13 protein-coding genes are annotated in these 16109 nt (G+C 74.6%); 8 read left to right on the top strand and 5 right to left on the bottom strand.

Features of this window, described 5'->3' with window-relative positions; all coding sequences use genetic code 11:
* Positions 1 to 190: 190 nt before the first annotated feature.
* Together ACQFYA_RS06010 and ACQFYA_RS06005 are read right to left on the bottom strand one after the other, a co-directional pair.
* Positions 191 to 802, bottom strand: coding sequence for a GyrI-like domain-containing protein (locus ACQFYA_RS06010; RefSeq protein ID WP_499122209.1), 612 nt, complete (start codon positions 800 to 802; stop codon positions 191 to 193).
* 50 nt (positions 803 to 852) lie between these two features.
* Positions 853 to 1755: an SURF1 family protein gene (locus ACQFYA_RS06005; RefSeq protein WP_499122208.1), complete on the bottom strand. Its 903-nt coding sequence runs from the start codon at positions 1753 to 1755 to the stop codon at positions 853 to 855.
* A gap of 169 nt (positions 1756 to 1924) precedes the next feature.
* Between ACQFYA_RS06005 and ACQFYA_RS06000 the strand changes: the two genes are divergently transcribed.
* Genes ACQFYA_RS06000 through ACQFYA_RS05990 form a run of 3 tightly spaced genes read left to right on the top strand, consistent with a single transcriptional unit; the run spans position 1925 to position 7841 of the window.
* Positions 1925 to 4429 (top strand): phosphoketolase family protein, encoded by a 2505-nt coding sequence (locus ACQFYA_RS06000; protein ID WP_499122207.1) that lies wholly within the window; start codon positions 1925 to 1927, stop codon positions 4427 to 4429.
* Positions 4426 to 6564 carry a phosphate acetyltransferase gene (pta, locus tag ACQFYA_RS05995; RefSeq protein ID WP_499122205.1) on the top strand — a complete coding sequence of 713 codons (2139 nt, stop codon included), beginning with the start codon at positions 4426 to 4428 and terminating at the stop codon, positions 6562 to 6564. The genes ACQFYA_RS06000 and pta overlap by 4 nt, the downstream gene beginning before the upstream one ends.
* Entirely contained in the window at positions 6561 to 7841 is a 1281-nt protein-coding gene (locus ACQFYA_RS05990; protein WP_499122204.1) for an acetate/propionate family kinase, read from the top strand. Before pta ends, ACQFYA_RS05990 begins: the two co-directional genes overlap by 4 nt.
* A gap of 33 nt (positions 7842 to 7874) precedes the next feature.
* On the opposite strand, the gene ACQFYA_RS05985 is transcribed toward ACQFYA_RS05990, so the two are convergent.
* Together ACQFYA_RS05985 and ACQFYA_RS05980 are read right to left on the bottom strand one after the other, a co-directional pair.
* Positions 7875 to 9257 (bottom strand): GntP family permease, encoded by a 1383-nt coding sequence (locus ACQFYA_RS05985; RefSeq protein ID WP_499122203.1) that lies wholly within the window; start codon positions 9255 to 9257, stop codon positions 7875 to 7877.
* Between the two features lie 64 nt (positions 9258 to 9321).
* Entirely contained in the window at positions 9322 to 9843 is a 522-nt protein-coding gene (locus ACQFYA_RS05980) for a gluconokinase (protein ID WP_499122202.1), read from the bottom strand.
* Between the two features lie 159 nt (positions 9844 to 10002).
* Here ACQFYA_RS05980 and ACQFYA_RS05975 point away from each other — a divergent pair, with 159 nt between their 5' ends.
* The 5 genes from ACQFYA_RS05975 to ACQFYA_RS05955 are packed head-to-tail and all read left to right on the top strand — an operon-like array spanning position 10003 to position 14530.
* On the top strand, positions 10003 to 10728 hold the full coding sequence (locus ACQFYA_RS05975) for a FadR/GntR family transcriptional regulator (protein WP_499122200.1): 726 nt from the start codon (positions 10003 to 10005) through the stop codon (positions 10726 to 10728).
* An 11-nt stretch (positions 10729 to 10739) separates the two neighbouring features.
* Entirely contained in the window at positions 10740 to 12062 is a 1323-nt protein-coding gene (locus ACQFYA_RS05970) for a carboxylesterase family protein (RefSeq protein WP_499122199.1), read from the top strand.
* On the top strand, positions 12059 to 13012 hold the full coding sequence (locus ACQFYA_RS05965; protein ID WP_499122197.1) for a DUF4031 domain-containing protein: 954 nt from the start codon (positions 12059 to 12061) through the stop codon (positions 13010 to 13012). The genes ACQFYA_RS05970 and ACQFYA_RS05965 overlap by 4 nt, the downstream gene beginning before the upstream one ends.
* Before the next feature lie 9 nt (positions 13013 to 13021).
* Entirely contained in the window at positions 13022 to 13690 is a 669-nt protein-coding gene (locus ACQFYA_RS05960) for a SanA/YdcF family protein (RefSeq protein WP_499122196.1), read from the top strand.
* Between the two features lie 33 nt (positions 13691 to 13723).
* Positions 13724 to 14530 carry an enoyl-CoA hydratase-related protein gene (locus ACQFYA_RS05955; protein ID WP_499122194.1) on the top strand — a complete coding sequence of 269 codons (807 nt, stop codon included), beginning with the start codon at positions 13724 to 13726 and terminating at the stop codon, positions 14528 to 14530.
* Here the strand turns inward: ACQFYA_RS05955 and ACQFYA_RS05950 are convergent.
* Positions 14487 to 16109: a succinic semialdehyde dehydrogenase gene (locus ACQFYA_RS05950; protein WP_499122192.1), complete on the bottom strand. Its 1623-nt coding sequence runs from the start codon at positions 16107 to 16109 to the stop codon at positions 14487 to 14489. The genes ACQFYA_RS05955 and ACQFYA_RS05950 overlap by 44 nt on opposite strands.

The following is a 16109-nucleotide window of genomic DNA, read 5'->3' as shown; positions in this document are numbered from 1 at the left end:
AGGTAGTTCGCACGACGACGAGGTAGTTCGGAGATCGGCGAGGTAGTTCGATCTCCCGCGAGGTAGTCCACCATCTCGTCGCAGGTCGAACTACCTCGCCGAAATCTCGACTACCTCGCCGACTTCTGGACTACCTCGCCGACTTCTGGACTACCTCGACGGCCGTCGAACTACCTCACGGGGATGCGGACTACGTCGCGGCGACGGGCTGGCGGACGATCGTGCGCCACGTCGAAGGGTCGGCCCGGCGAGCGTCGGAGAGGTAGATCTCGTGGTGCGTGCCCGCCAGCCCTCGACCCTGCTCGCGGATGAACGCGTGCAGCGCGGCGACGGTCGGGCCCTCCGTGGCGAACGGGCCGACGTGCAGCACCTGTGCGGCGTCGCCGTCCCCGAAGCGCTCCAGCCGCACGAGCCCGCCGGCCGGTGGCCGCTTCTGCGCGACCGCGCGCGCCAGCACGTCCGGGGCGTCCACCTGCTCGACGGCGTCCGGCAGGCTGATCATCATCGTCCAGCGCCACTCGTCCCGGGCGTCCACGCTGAACCGGCTCATGTCCGCCGCCCACCACAGCCCCTCGAGCGGCATCACCGTGTAGGCGTCGCCGGTGGCCCGCTTGATCGCCGCCCGCAACGCGTACGCGAGCGGGTAGAGCGTCTCGACCGCCTCGCGGTAGGCGGGCGCGGTGTTCGGGTCGCCCTCGCCGTCGACCATGAGGAACGGGCGGGGCGGCACCGTCACGAGAGCGGGCGACGTCGTCGCACCGTACTGGTCGCGCAGCTCGCGCTTGAGGTCGATGCCCGCCATGAGGACAGCCTCGCAGCCGGCGCCGACAGGGTCCGCGGAGGGGGGGTCAGTCAGCCCGGCAGTCCGGCGATGCCGGTGCCCACCGGGTCGTCGGTCCCGTCCCGGTGCGTGCGGCCGCGGCGCGTGCCGGCGGCCTCGTCGCGCACCAGGCGCACCCACAGCAGCACGGCGAACAGCCCGAAGACCCACCACTGCAGCGCGTAGAACAGGTTCTGCAGGTTGACGCCGTCGCTTCCCTCGAGCACGGGCCGCGGCAGCAGGGCGGGACCGCCCTCGGCGGTGGTGGCCTGCGCCGGGTCGGCGGTCGTGAGCACCACGTAGCCGGAGTAGATGGGCCCGCCCCAGGAGTTGACCAGCGCCCCGGTGGAGATGGAGTCGGTCAGCGGCGGCCCGTCCGGGTTGTCGGGCAGGGGCGCGCCGCCCTCCTGCATCGACTCCGAGGCCTGCAGCCACCCGGTGACGCGCACCTCGCCGGCGGGCACGTCGAGCGCGGTCGCATCGGGGGTGGCCGAATCCACCCAGCCGCGGACCACGGGGACGACGGGCGGCCCGGACAGCGACGCCCACGACGCGCCGCCCGTGCCGTCGTCGGTGACCCGCAGCGGCGTCAGCACGAGGTAGCCGGTGCGCCCGCCGAGGGAGCGGCCCGCGACGAGCATCTGCCCCTCGGGCTCGTACGTGCCGGTCACCCACGCCTCGGTGCCCACGAGCTCCCCGGGGAACGACGACTGCGGGGGCAGCAGGTCGCCCAGCGCCTCGGGACCCTGCGCCGCCTGCTCCGCCGCCTCCTGCTGGGCGGCGAGCTCCGCCCGCTGGTAGGCGCGGTCGAGCTGCCACACCCCGAGCCGTCCGCACACGGCGGCGGCGAGCAGGAAGAGGAGCAGGATCCCGATCATGCGGGGCTGGAGGGCCACCGCCCAGAACGACCTGCGGGCGGGCTGGGGGCTGGGCACGGCTCCACCGTAATCCGCGCGGCGCCCGCCGACGGAATCGGTGCGGCGGCGGCACCTGACGGTCCGCCAGATCGACGTCACGCTCCTGACCTCGCGGGTCGTGCTGCGTTCGGGTCCGGGGTGCGGTGGAATGAAGGCGCCGGACTTCCCCGAGCCCCTGGAGCGTGTGATGAGCACCACGACCACCCCGTCCGCCACCCCCACGCCTTGGCGCGCCGGCGGCGGTACCGAGCTCTCGGCCGAGTCGATCGACCGGATCGACCGGTGGTGGCGGGCGGCGAACTACCTGTCCGTGGGGCAGATCTACCTGCTCGACAACCCGCTGATGCGCGAGCCGCTGACCCGCGACCACGTCAAGCCCCGCCTGCTGGGCCACTGGGGCACGACGCCCGGCCTGAACTTCCTGTACGCGCACCTCAACCGGGCGATCAAGGAGCGCGAGCAGTCCACGGTGTACGTCGCCGGCCCCGGTCACGGCGGCCCGGGCCTCGTCGCGAGCACCTACCTGGACGGCACGTACTCCGAGCTCTACTCGGACATCACCGAGGACGCCGACGGCGTCCGCCGGCTCTTCCGCCAGTTCTCCTTCCCGGGCGGCATCCCGAGCCACGTCGCCCCCGAGACCCCCGGGTCCATCCACGAGGGCGGCGAGCTGGGGTACGCCCTGTCGCACGCGTACGGCGCGGTGTTCGACAACCCGGACCTGCTGGTGGCGGCGGTCGTGGGCGACGGCGAGGCGGAGACCGGCCCGCTCGCCACCAGCTGGCACTCGAACAAGCTGCTCAACCCTGCGCAGGACGGCGTCGTGCTGCCGATCCTGCACCTCAACGGGTACAAGATCGCCAACCCGACGATCCTCGACCGCATCGGTCGCGACGAGCTCGAGTCGCTCATGGTCGGGTACGGGCACACGCCGCACTGGTTCGAGGTCGCCGACGGCTCCGACGAGTCGCACGAGTCGATCCACCGCCGCTTCGCCGCGGTGCTGGACGAGGTGCTCGACGAGATCGCCGCGATCAAGGCGCGCGCCGCCGTCGAGGGCGAGGACATGCCCCGGCCGGCGTGGCCGATGATCGTGTTCCGCACGCCGAAGGGCTGGACCGGGCCCGAGTACATCGACGGCAAGAAGACGGTGGGTTCGTGGCGGGCGCACCAGGTCCCGCTCGCCAGCGCGCGGGACACGCCCGAGCACCTCCAGGTGCTGGAGGAGTGGCTGAGGTCGTACGCGGCCGACGAGCTGTTCGACGACGACGGCCGCATCCTCGACGACATCCGCGAGCTGGCCCCCGCGGGCGAGCTGCGTATGAGCGCGAACCCGCACGCGAACGGCGGCGTGCTGCTGCGCGACCTGCGGCTGCCCGACTTCCGCGACTTCGCGGTCGACGTCCCCGCCCCCGGGGCCGGCGCGGTGGAGGCGCCGCGCGTGCTGGGCCAGTTCCTCACCGAGGTGATCCGCCGCAACCCGGACAACTTCCGGATCTTCGGTCCGGACGAGACGGCGTCCAACCGCCTGCAGGCCACGTTCGACGTGACGGGCAAGCAGTGGAACGCCGAGTACTTCTCGCCGGAGGTCGACGAGCACCTGGTCCGCGCCGGCCGGGTGATGGAGCAGCTGTCGGAGCACCAGTGCCAGGGCTGGCTCGAGGGCTACCTGCTCACCGGGCGGCACGGCCTGTTCACCAGCTACGAGGCCTTCATCCACATCGTCGACTCGATGTTCAACCAGCACGCGAAGTGGCTCAAGGTCACCAACCACATCCCGTGGCGGCGGCCGGTCGCGAGCCTCAACTACCTGCTGTCGAGCCACGTGTGGCGCCAGGACCACAACGGCTTCAGCCACCAGGACCCGGGCTTCATCGACCACGTCGTGAACAAGAAGGCCGAGATCGTCCGGGTGTACCTGCCGCCGGACGCGAACACGCTGCTGTCCACCTACGACCACTGCCTGCGCAGCCGGCAGTACGTGAACGTCGTGGTGGCGGGCAAGCAGCCGGCGCCGCAGTTCCTCACGATGGAGCAGGCGATCGCGCACTGCACCCGCGGCCTGGGCATCTGGGAGTGGGCGGGCACCGAGGTCGAGGGCCAGTCCCCCGACGTCGTGCTCGGCGCGGCGGGCGACGTGCCGACGCTCGAGGTGCTCGCGGCGGCGGACATCCTGCGCCACCGCATCCCCGGCCTCAAGGTCCGGGTGGTGAACGTCGTCGACCTCATGCGCCTGCAGGACGAGAAGGAGCACCCGCACGGCCTGTCGGACAAGGACTTCGACACGCTGTTCACGGCCGACAAGCCGGTGATCTTCAACTACCACGGGTACCCCTGGCTCATCCACCGCCTCACGTACCGGCGCACCAACCACGCCAACATCCACGTGCGGGGGTACAAGGAGGAGGGCACCACGACGACGCCCTTCGACATGGCGATGCTCAACGACATCGACCGCTTCCACCTGGTGATCGACGTCATCGACCGGGTGCCGTCCCTGCGCTCCACCTACGCGGGCCTGCGCCAGGAGATGGTCGACGCCCGCCTCACCGCCCGGCAGTACACCCGCGAGCACGGGGAGGACCTCCCCGAGGTGCGCGAGTGGGTGTGGCCGGACGCCGGCGACACGGGCACCGCCACCGGCGGCCCGGAGTACGACGCGGCGGCGGCGACGGGTGGCGACAACGAGTGACCGGTACGTCCCGCTCCATCTACATCGCCTCCCCCGAGGGCGAGACCGGCAAGTCGACGGTCGCGCTGGGCGTGCTGGACCTGCTGGTCCGGCAGGTGTCCCGCGTCGGGGTGTTCCGGGCCGTCTCCCGCGTGCCGTCGCCGCCGGCGTCGGACGCGGGGGGCGACGCCCCGCGCGACCACGTCCTGGAGATGCTGCTGCAGCACGACGGCGTGGACCTCGCCTACGAGGACGCGGTCGGCGTCACCTACGACGACGTGCACGCCGACCCGGAGGCCGCGCTGTCCAGCATCCTGGACCGCTACCACGCGGTGGCGGAGCGGTGCGACGCCGTCGTGGTGGTCGGCACGGACTACACGGACGTCACGGGCGCCACGGAGCTGGCGTTCAACGCCCGGGTCGCGGCAAACCTCGGCGCGCCGGTGCTGCTCGTCACCTCGGGCCGCGAGCGGTCGACCGAGGAGGTGCGCGCCCTGACGCGCCTCAGCGTCTCGGAGCTGCGCGCCAACCACGCGCAGCCGGTGGGCGTCGTGGTGAACCGGTGCGGCCCGTCGGTGCTCGCCGCGGGCGCGACGGCGCTGCTCGGCGACCTCGACCTGCCGGTGTGGACCGTGCCCGAGGAACCGTTCCTGCACGCCCCCACGGTGGGCCGGCTCGCCGAGGCGGTCGAGGGCACGCTCATGCTCGGCGACCCGGACCTGCTGGGCCGCGAGGCGCTGGACGTCATCGTCGGCGCCATGTCGTTCGAGCACGTGCTCGACCACCTGTCCGACGGCGCGGTCGTCATCCTGCCGGGCGACCGGTCGGACGTGCTGCTGGGGCTGCTGTCCGCGCACGCCGCCGTCACGTTCCCGTCGCTGGCGGGCATCGTGCTCACCGGCGGGTACGTGCCGCGGGGCACGATCGCGCAGCTGCTGTCGGCGCTCGGCCCGCGCGTGCCGGTGGTCGCCACCGCGCTCGGCACCTACCAGGCGGCCCGGCGCGCGGCCGAGACGCACGGGTACGTCACCGTCACCTCGACCCGCAAGATCGACGTCGCGCGGGCGCTGTTCGAGCAGCACGTGGACGGCGCGGCGCTGCTGGCCCGCCTGGACCTGCCGCGCACGCCCGTCGTCACGCCGCTGATGTTCGAGTACGAGCTCATCGAGCGGGCCCGCGCCGACCGGCGGCGCGTCGTGCTGCCCGAGGGCGAGGACGACCGCATCCTGCGCGCGGCCTCCACCGTGCTGGCGCGCGGCATCGCGGACCTCGTGATCCTGGGCGACGAGACGACGATCCGGGCGCGGGCCGCGGAGCTCGGCCTCGACATCGCCGCGGCCACGGTGCTCTCCCCCACCGACCCGGAGCACGTCGAGCTCTTCGCGACGGAGTACGCCAGGCTCCGCGCCCACAAGGGCATGACGGTGGAGCGAGGGCGGGAGATCGTCACCGACGTGTCGTACTTCGGCACGATGATGGTGCACCTCGGCCTCGCCGACGGGATGGTCTCCGGCGCCGCGCACACGACGGCGCACACCATCCGGCCGTCGTTCGAGATCGTCAAGACCCAGCCCGGCGTCTCCGTGGTCTCGTCCGTCTTCCTCATGTGCCTGCAGGACCGGGTGCTGGTGTACGGCGACTGCGCGGTCATCCCGGACCCGACCGCGGAGGAGCTCGCGGACATCGCCGTCTCGTCGTCGGCCACGGCCGCGCAGTTCGGCGTCGACCCGCGGGTCGCGATGCTGTCGTACTCCACGGGCACCTCCGGCTCGGGCGCGGACGTCGACAAGGTGCGCACCGCCACCCAGCTCGTCCACGAGCGCCGCCCCGACCTGTCCGTGGAGGGCCCGATCCAGTACGACGCCGCCGTCGACGCGTCCGTCGCGGCGTCCAAGCTGCCGGAGTCGTCGGTGGCGGGCCGGGCGACCGTCTTCGTCTTCCCCGACCTCAACACGGGCAACAACACCTACAAGGCGGTGCAGCGCTCCGCCGGCGCGGTGGCCGTCGGCCCCGTGCTGCAGGGGCTGAACAAGCCGGTGAACGACCTGTCGCGCGGCGCGCTCGTGGCCGACATCGTCAACACCGTGGCCATCACGGCGATCCAGGCCCAGGCGCTGGCGCCGGCGCCGACCGACGCGAAGGAGGGCTCCGCATGAGCATCGTCCCCGAGGCCGAGCGGCCCACCCCGTACAGCGCGTACGGGGCGCACGGGTCCGTGCTGGTGCTCAACTCGGGCTCGTCGTCGCTGAAGTACCAGCTGGTCAACCCGGTGGGCGGCGAGGCGATCGCGGCGGGCACGGTCGAGCGGATCGGCGAGGCCGGCGGCACGGGCATCGTCACGCACACGTTCGCGGGCAACAAGACCCGCCGCGAGCTCGAGGTGCCGGACCACGGCGAGGCGCTGCGGCTCGCGCTGGGCATGTTCGCCGAGATCGGCCCGCACCTCGAGGACGCCGGGATCTACGCCGTCGGGCACCGGGTGGTGCACGGCGGGGCGGAGTTCTCGGGCCCGGTCGTGGTGGACGACGACGTCGTGGCGCGGATCGACGCGCTGGTGCCGCTCGCGCCGCTGCACAACCCGGCCAACGTGCAGGGCATCCGGGTGGCGCGCGAGCTGCTGCCCCACGTGCCGCACGTCGCCGTCTTCGACACCGCGTTCTTCCAGGGGCTGCCCGCCGAGGCGTACACGTACGCCATCGACCGCGAGGTGGCCGCGACCTACGACGTGCGCCGGTACGGCTTCCACGGCACCAGCCACCAGTACGTGGCGGGCAAGGTGGCGCGCGTGCTCGGCCGGCGCGTGCAGGACCTGCACACCATCGTGCTGCACCTGGGCAACGGGGCGTCCGCGTCGGCGGTGCGCGGCGGCGTGCCGATCGACACCTCCATGGGGCTGACGCCGCTGGAGGGCCTCGTCATGGGCACGCGGTCGGGCGACGTCGACCCGGCGGTCGTCTTCCACCTCGCCCGCAACGCGGGGATGAGCATCGACGAGCTCGACACGCTGCTCAACAAGCGCTCGGGGATGCTGGGGCTGTCCGGCGTGAACGACTTCCGCGAGCTGCGCCGCCTCATCGACGGCGGCGACGAGGCCGCGGCCCTCGCCTTCGACGTGTACGTGCACCGGCTGAAGAAGTACGTGGGCGCGTACGCGGCGCTGCTCGGGCGCGTGGACGTGGTCGCGTTCACCGCGGGCGTCGGCGAGAACGACGCCGCCGTGCGGGCCGCCGTCTGCGAGGGCCTGGAGGGCATGGGCATCGCCGTCGACCCGGACCGCAACACCGCGTCGCGGCACGACGAGCGCATCATCTCCCCCGACTGGACGTCCACGCTGGTCATGGTGATCCCCACCATGGAGGAGCTGGCGATCGCGCGGCAGTGCGTGGAGGCCGTCGACGGCCGGCACCCGTCCTCGGCCGTCACCGCGGGCTGAGGACGGGCGTCGGGGCCGCCGGGGCCGTCGCCGTCAGGCGAGCGCGAACACCAGGCACGCGATCGCGAAGCCCATGACGCCGATGCCGGTCTCCATGACGGTCCACGTGCGCAGCGTGGTCTTCACGTCCATGCCGAAGAACCGGCCCACCAGCCAGAAGCCCGAGTCGTTGACGTGGCTGAGCACCACGGACCCGGCGGCGACGGCGAGGACGATCGTCGCGGTCGCCGTCGGGGTGAAGTCCCCGGCCGCGACGGCCGGGGAGATGAGCCCGGCCGCGGTGGTCAGGGCCACCGTCGCGGAGCCCTGCGCCACCCGGAGCACGGCGGCGATGACGAAGCCCGCCACGATGACCGGCAGCCCGAGGTCGCTCAGCACGTCCGCGAGCGCGTCGCCGATGCCGGACGCGCGCAGCACGCCGCCGAACATGCCGCCGGCGCCCGTGATGAGGATGACGGAGCAGACGGGCCCCAGCGCGGAGTCGAGCGTCTGCTCCAGCACGGTGCCCTCGACGCCGCGGCGACGGCCGAGCGCCCACGCCGCCACGAGCACGGTGATCAGCAGCGCGACCGGCGTCGAGCCGATCGTGCCCGCCCAGCCCACGACCGGGCTGTCGCCGTCCACCCAGCCGGCGGACACCGCGGTCTCCAGCCCCGTGTTGGCGAAGATCAGCACGAGCGGGAGCAGCAGGATGCCGACGACGGTGCCGAAGCGCGGCGGGTTCGCGGTCTGGACGGCGTCCGCGCGGCCCAGGATCGCGGGCACGGGGAGCTCGAACCGGCGGCCGGCGAACCTGCCGAAGAGGTAGGCGGTCACGTACCAGGTGGGGATCGCGACGACCAGGCCGAGGAGCAGGACCAGGCCCACGTTGGCGCCGAGGAACTCGGACGCCGCGACGGGGCCGGGGTGCGGCGGCACGTAGATGTGCATCACCGAGAACGCGCCCGCCACAGGCAGGCCGTACAGCAGCAGCGACCCGCCGAGGCGGTGCGCCACGGCGAACACGATCGGCAGCATGACGACGAGGCCGGCGTCGAAGAAGATCGGGAAGCCGAAGATCAGGGACGCGACGCCGAGCGCCAGCGGGGCCCGCTTCTCCCCGAACCGGGCGATGAGCACGTCGGTCATCACCTTGGCGCCGCCGCTGGTCTCGATCAGCCGGCCGAGCATCGCGCCCAGCCCGACGAGCAGGGCGACGGACGCGAGGGTCGACCCGAAGCCGTCGAGCAGCACGTCCAGGATGCCGCTGCGGGGCAGCCCCGCGGCGACCGCGGTGAGCAGGCTGACCAGCACGAGCGCGAGGAACGCGTGCAGGCGCACCTTGATGATGAGGAAGAGCAGCAGGGCGACCGCGCCGGCGGCGATGGCGAGCAGCGGCCCGGCCGTGAGGGTCTGGGTCCAGTCGTCTGTGGGCATGGCGAAGTCCTCGTCGACGGTCGTGCGGGATGGGCGAACGGTGCCGCGGGGTGCGGCGGGGGTCTCAGGCGCGCGCGGCGAGCCAGGCGGTGACGGTGTCGATGACGTCCTGCGGGGGCGCGGCGACGTCCACCGTGATCCCGTCCTCGTCCGGTTCGAGCGGCTCGAGCGTGGCGAGCTGGGAGGGCAGCAGGGTGGTCGGCATGAAGTGCCCGCTGCGGTGCGCCATCCGGTCGGCGAGCAGCTCCGGGCTGCCGTCGAGGTGGACGAAGCGGACGCGGCCGCGCGCGCCGCGCAGGACGTCCCGGTAGGCCCGCTTCAGCGCCGAGCAGGTCACGACGGCGGGCCTCCCGGCGTCGGTCTCCGTGCTCAGCCAGTCGCGGATCGCGGCGAGCCAGGGAGCCCGGTCGGCGTCGGTGAGGGGGGTGCCGGCCGACATCTTCTCGATGTTGGCGGCGGGGTGGAACTCGTCGGCCTCGGCGACGTCGACGCCGAGACGGTCGGCGAGGAGCCCGGCGACGGTGGTCTTGCCCGAGCCGGCGACGCCCATGACGACCACGTGCTCGTTCGTGACGACAGTGTCCATGTCGACTTCCCTGTTCGATCGGCGACCCGCACCGTGGCGGGTCCCGCGACGACTGCTGCGTCGCCGCGCCGTCCGAGCATGCATCATTGGTAGCACCTTTGACAAGACTGGTCACACCAATCGCTGGTGGGCCTCCCCCCGCGCCGATAGGCTCGGCCCATGCCGTCACCGTCCCTGCACGCCGCCGTGCTCGACTCGCTCGGGCGGGCGATCACCAGCGGGGACGTCGCCCCGGGCACCCCCCTGACCCTCGACGGGATCGGCAGCCGGCACGGGGTCTCCCGGACCGTCGCGCGCGAGGTGATGCGCATGCTCGAGGGCCTCGGGATGGTGCGTTCGCGCCGCCGGGTCGGCCTCGTGGTCCTCGGCATGGACGAGTGGAACGTGCTCGACCCGCGCGTCATCCGGTGGCGGCTGCAGGGCCCGGGCCGCGACGCGCAGCTCCGCAGCCTCACCGAGCTGCGGCACGCCGTCGAGCCCCTGGCCGCCGCGGGCGCCGCCCGGAACGCCACCCCGCAGGTGCGGGGCGAGCTCGTGGACCTCGCCCGGCGCATGCGCACGCTGGGCGAGGCCGGCGACCTCACGGAGTTCCTCGCCCTCGACGTCCGGATGCACGAGCTGCTGCTGCGCTCCAGCGGCAACGAGATGTTCGGCCCGCTGGCCGACGTCGTCGCCGAGGTGCTGTCCGGGCGCACGCACCTCGGGCTGATGCCCGCCTCCCCCGTGCCCGAGGCGCTCGACCAGCACGAGGCCGTCGCGCGGGCCGTGGCCGACGGCGACCCCGACGCCGCCGAGGCGGCCATGTCGGCGATCGTCGGCGAGGTGCGCCGCGCGCTCGTCGGCCGGCCGACGGCCCCGCAGGGCGAACCGGCCTCCCGGGGCTAGCCTCGACGTCGATGCTCACCTTCACGCCACCCTGCGGGCCGGTCCGAGGCTGGGCGGACGGCGACGTCCGCCGCGCGACCGGCATCCCGTACGCGCGCGCCGACCGCTTCGCGCGACCCGCCCCGGTCGAGGACCGGACCGAGCTCCTCGACGCGACCTCCTGGTCCCCCGCCTGCCCGCAGGCGCCCGTGCCGTTCCTCGACGAGGTGCTGGGTTCCGCCGCCGGCGACGTCCCCGTGGACGAGCACTGCCAGAACCTGTCGGTGACGATGCCCGCCGATGCGCGCCCCGACGACCGGCTGCCGGTCATGGTGTGGATCCACGGCGGCTCGTACATCACCGGCGCCGGCGACGTGCCGATCATGGACCCGCGGCCGCTGGTCGCGGAGCAGCGGGTGGTGGTCGTCACGGTCACGTACCGGCTGGGGCTGTTCGGCTACCTCGGCGACGGCCCGGAGCGGCCCGCGAACCTCGGGCTGCTCGACCAGCTCGAGGCGCTGCGCTGGGTGCGGCGCAACATCGCGGCGTTCGGCGGGGACCCGGCGCGGGTGACGGTGTTCGGCCAGTCGGCCGGGGGTGACGCCGTGGCGCACCTCATGGCCGTGCCGGAGGCGCCCGACCTGTTCTCCCGCGCGATCGTGCAGAGCGCGCCGCTCGGCATCTCCCGCGGGCGGGCCCGCATGAACGACGCCATGGCGCGCGCCGCCGCGGGGGTCTCCGCCCGGACGCCGGTCGACGACGTGGTGGCCGCCGAGGAGCGGGTCGCCCAGATGGCGCGGGCGTACGGCCTGCGCGCCGCGATGCCGTTCGGCACGCAGTACGGCCACGACCCGCTGCCGCCCGAGGACGAGATCGAGGCCGCGTGGGACGCCGTCGCGCCGCGCGTCGCGCTGCTCGTCGGGAGCACCGCCGAGGAGGCGCGGCTCTTCGTCCGCCGCCTGCCGGCCGTGCGCCGGCTCGTCGGGCTGCCCGTCGTCGGCCCGTGGGCGCGGCGGGCGCTGGTCTCCCTCGTCACCGCGAAGGTCTACGGCCGGCCCGCACGCCGCCTCGCCGCCCGCCACGCGGCCGCCGGGGGCTCGGCGCACCGGTACGTCGTGACGTGGGCGGCGCCGGGCAACCCCTGGGGCGCCGCGCACACGGTGGACCTCCCCCTGCTGTTCGGCGACGCGAAGGCCTGGGCGACCGCCGCCCTCACGGACGGCGCCCCCTGGGACGACCTGCAGCGCAGCGCCCGCCGGGTGCGCGCCGTCTGGGGCGCCTTCGCGCGGGGCGAGGACCTCGGCGACCGCGGTGACGTACCGGGGGCGCTCACCTACCGCCGGGCGGGCCGATGACGCTCCTCCTCGACCCGCCGGCCTGGGCGGCGCACGGCCGGCTCTGGTCCCACCTGGTCTCCGACTCCTCGCTGCACGAGCTGCGCTCGTTCGCCCGCGCCCAGGGGGTGGGCGATCGCGCCTTCGACCTCGACCACTACGACGTGCCCGCCGAGAGCCACGACGCGCTGGTCGCCGCCGGGGCCGTGCCGGTCACGGGCGGCGAGCTCTCGCGCCGCCTCGCCGGCTCGGGCCTGCGCGTGCCCGGCCGGGAGCGGCGGCGCGCGTCGCGCGACGCGCTGCGCGTGCGGTGGGAGGCGCTGTGGGTCCCCGACGACCGCGGCGGCTCGGAGGCCGCCGTCGGCGCGGCCGGGCGCGACCTCGTGGACCGCTGGCGCGAGCCGCACCGCGTCTACCACTCCCGGCTGCACCTGGCCGACGCCCTCGACGCCCTGGACCTGCTCGTCGCGGACGGCGCCGACGGCTCGCCGTGGCACGCCGCCGTCGCGCTGTGGTTCCACGACGCCGTGCACGACGGCGAGGCGGGGCGGGACGAGGAGCGCTCCGCGGCGCTCGTGGCGGGGCTGCTCGGGCCGGCCGTCGGGCTGGCCCGGCCCGCAGGCCGGGACGGCCTGCTGACGGCCGACGACGTGGCCGAGGTCGCCCGGCTCGTGCTCGTCACGACGGCGCACGACCCCGATCCGGGCGACGGCTCCGGGGCGCTGGTCAGCGACGCCGACCTCGCGGTCCTCGGCGCCGAGCCGGGCCGGTACGCCCGGTACGCCGCCCAGGTGCGGGCCGAGTACGGGCACGTGCCCGACGCCGCGTTCCGCACCGGCCGCGCCGCCGTCCTGGACCAGCTGGCCGGGCTGCCGCACCTGTTCCGCTCGTCCGCCGCGGCGGGCCGCTGGGCCGGGCCGGCCGCCGCCAACCTGCGCGCCGAGCGCGCCGCGCTGACCGCCGGCCGCTAGGTTGCGGGCGTGACCCCGACGACTCCGGCCGACGGCCCGGCCGGCAACCCCTCGGCGCGCGGGCCGCGCCGCACCCGCCGGCACGCCCTGGCCGTGACCGCGACGGCCCTCGGGGCGCTCGCCCTGGCCGTCGCCGTCCCGGTCGCATGGGTGCAGCTCACCGGCCAGGCGCGCGTGCGCCCGTCCGTCGAGGCCGTCGAGCCGGTGGACGCGATCCTCGTGCTCGGCGCCGGGCTGCGTCCCGACGGCACCCCGTCGCCGTACCTGCAGCGCCGGCTGGACGCCGCGGCCGAGCTGTACCGCGCCGGGGCGGCCGGCCGCGTGGTGCTCAGCGGCGACGGACAGCCGCGCCCGGACGGCACGCCCTACGACGAGCCCGCGTCCATGCGGGACTGGATCCTCGGGCGCGGCGTGCCCGAGGAGGCGCTGACGCTGGACCGCGAGGGCCTCGACACGACGGCGTCCTGCCGCCGCACGGCCGAGCTCACCGGGGCGCGCACCGCCGTCGTCGTCACGCAGGACTACCACCTGCGCCGCGCCCTGTTCAGCTGCGCCCGCGCCGGCCTGGACGCGCAGGGCGTGGGCGTCTCGGCCGCCAGCGCCACGCCGCGGCGCTGGGTGTGGTGGCACGTGCGCGAGGTGCCCGCGTCGTGGCGCGCGGCGGCGCGCGAGCTCTGACGCGCTCTCGCGTCCGCCCGCTATCGTCCGGTCATGACCGACGCAGCAGTCCGCACGGACGTCACCGGCGGTGTCGCCACGGTGACCCTGGACCGACCCGCCAAGAAGAACGCGCTCACCGCCGCGATGTACGCCGCCCTGGCGGACGCGCTCGACGCCGCGGAGGCCGACGCGGACGTGCGGGCCGTGGTGATCCAGGGCCACGGCACGGTGTTCTGCGCGGGCAACGACATCGGCGACTTCCTCGACCATCCGCAGACGGGACCCGACGCCCCGGTGTACCGCTTCCTCCGGACGCTCGTGCGGTTCCCCAAGCCGCTCGTCGCGGCGGTGCGCGGGCCGGCCGTCGGCATCGGCGCGACGATGCTGCTGCACTGCGACCTCGTGTACGCCGGCGAGGGTGCGACGCTCCTGTTCCCGTTCGTGGACCTCGGCCTGGTCCCCGAGGCGGGGTCCAGCCTGCTGCTGCCGCAGGTCGTCGGGCACCAGCGCGCCGCGGCTGCCCTGCTGCTCGGGGACCCGTTCAGCGCCGCCGCGGCGGCGGACGCCGGCCTGGTCAACCAGGTGCTGCCGGACACGGAGGTCCTCGGCTACGCGCAGGCGCAGGCGGCGCGCCTGGCCGCGAAGCCCGCCGCGTCGGTCGTGACGACGAAGCGGCTGCTGCGGGCCGGCGGCCAGGACGCCGTCCTGGCCCGCATCGAGGACGAGGGAGCCCTCTTCGCACGCCTCCTCGACGAGCCCGCCGCGCGGGCCGCGCTGAGTTCCTTCCTGCGCCGCCCCCAGCCCTCGGACGGGCCTACGGCAGGCGCAGCCGACGCATCGCGCCCAGCGCGACCGTGAGCACGCGGCTCGGCGTCTCGCCGCCGAGCGCGTACAGGGTGTCGAGGGAGGCGCCGAGCCGCGCGCCGCGCTGGACGGCGACGGTCTGGACCTCGGTGACCGCCTCGACGCCCTCGCGCCCGTGCCGGCGGCCCTGCCCGGAGGCCTTGAACCCGCCCATCGGCGCGGCGGCGGAGCCCCACGCGGAGGCGTACCCGTCGTTGATCACCACGGTGCCGGACTCCACGCGCGCCGCCAGGCGCCGGGCCCGGGCGACGTCGGTGGACCAGATGCTCGCGTTGAGGCCGAACTCGGTGTCGTTCATGACCCGCACCGCGTCGTCGTCGGACGCCACGCGCGTCACCGCGACCACGGGCCCGAACGTCTCCTCGCGGGAGCACAGCGCGTCCTCGGGGACGTTGTCGAGCACGGTCGGGGCGTAGAAGAACGGCCCGACGTCGGAGCGGTGCACGCCGCCGACGAGCGCCCGGGCGCCCTTGGCGAGCGCGTCGTCGACGTGCCGGGTGACGCGCTCGAGCTGCCCCGCGGAGACCAGGGAGCCGACGTCCGCCGTGTAGTCGAGACCAGTGCCGAGCGTCAGTTCGCGGACGGCCTGGGCGAACCGGTCCAGGAAGGCGTCGGCGATCCGCTCGTGCAGCACCAGCCGCTCGATCGACATGCACAGCTGGCCGGAGTTGGAGAAGCAGGCCCGCACCACCCCGGGCACCGCGGAGTCCAGGTCGGCGTCGGCCGCGACGTACAGGGGGTTCTTGCCGCCCAGCTCGAGCGTCGTGCCGATGAGCCGCTCGCCGGCGCGTGCCGCGACCTTGCGGCCGGTCGCCGTCGAGCCCGTGAACGCGATGTGGTCCACCTGGTCCACGAGCGCGGCGCCGACGTCGCCGCCGCCGGCGACGACGAGGAACAGGTCCTCCGGCAGCCCGGCGTCCAGGAGCACCTCCGCGACCCAGAGCGCCGACAGGGTGGTCTGCGGGTCCGGCTTGAGCACCACGGCGTTCCCCGCCAGCAGCGCCGGCACGGCCTCGGAGAGCACCAGCGACAGCGGGTAGTTCCACGGCGTGACCGCGCCCACGACGCCCACCGGCCGGCGGTGCACGCGCACCCCGGTGAGGACGGGCAGCATGCCGGGCACCCGGCGCGCACCCAGGTATCCCGGCCCGCGGACGGCGTAGTGCCGGCACGCGATCGCGACGTCGGCGACCTCCTCGAACGCGCTGCGGCGCGCCTTGCCCGACTCCATCTGGATCAGGTCGAGGATCTCCGACTGCCGCTCCAGCACCAGCGCGCCGAGGCGGTCGAGCACAGCCGTGCGCTCCCGCACCGTGGTGCGGGCCCAGTCCCCCTGCGCGGCACGCGCGCGGCCGACGGCGGCCGCCACGTCGTCCGGCGAGGACAGCGGGAAGGCGGCCAGCGGGGCGCCGGTGAACGGAAGGGTCGAGCGGTGCGTCCCGACGGCGTGTGACGTGACGATCCGCCGCGTGAGCGGCTCCACGACGTCGGGCTCCAGGACATAGGTGGCGGCGGGCAGCTCGGGGTCGAGGAGTTCCTCGAGAGCGCCATCGCCCTCGTGCGCGGTGGACAT

Source organism: Promicromonospora sp. Marseille-Q5078 (assembly GCF_050315395.1).
Taxonomy (GTDB): Bacteria; Actinomycetota; Actinomycetes; order Actinomycetales; family Cellulomonadaceae; genus Isoptericola.
This window is presented reverse-complemented; position numbering and strand designations above follow the sequence as displayed.

Excerpts from the sequence above, each read along its gene's own strand:
- ACQFYA_RS06010 (WP_499122209.1), bottom strand. The coding sequence starts at position 802 with ATGGCGGGCATCGACCTCAAGCGCGAGCTGCGCGACCAGTACGGTGCG.
- ACQFYA_RS06000 (WP_499122207.1), top strand. The coding sequence starts at position 1,925 with ATGAGCACCACGACCACCCCGTCCGCCACCCCCACGCCTTGGCGCGCC.
- ACQFYA_RS05990 (WP_499122204.1), top strand. The coding sequence starts at position 6,561 with ATGAGCATCGTCCCCGAGGCCGAGCGGCCCACCCCGTACAGCGCGTAC.
- ACQFYA_RS05985 (WP_499122203.1), bottom strand. The coding sequence starts at position 9,257 with ATGCCCACAGACGACTGGACCCAGACCCTCACGGCCGGGCCGCTGCTC.
- ACQFYA_RS05980 (WP_499122202.1), bottom strand. The coding sequence starts at position 9,843 with ATGGACACTGTCGTCACGAACGAGCACGTGGTCGTCATGGGCGTCGCC.
- ACQFYA_RS05975 (WP_499122200.1), top strand. The coding sequence starts at position 10,003 with ATGCCGTCACCGTCCCTGCACGCCGCCGTGCTCGACTCGCTCGGGCGG.
- ACQFYA_RS05970 (WP_499122199.1), top strand. The coding sequence starts at position 10,740 with ATGCTCACCTTCACGCCACCCTGCGGGCCGGTCCGAGGCTGGGCGGAC.
- ACQFYA_RS05965 (WP_499122197.1), top strand. The coding sequence starts at position 12,059 with ATGACGCTCCTCCTCGACCCGCCGGCCTGGGCGGCGCACGGCCGGCTC.
- ACQFYA_RS05955 (WP_499122194.1), top strand. The coding sequence starts at position 13,724 with ATGACCGACGCAGCAGTCCGCACGGACGTCACCGGCGGTGTCGCCACG.
- ACQFYA_RS05950 (WP_499122192.1), bottom strand. The coding sequence starts at position 16,109 with ATGTCCACCGCGCACGAGGGCGATGGCGCTCTCGAGGAACTCCTCGAC.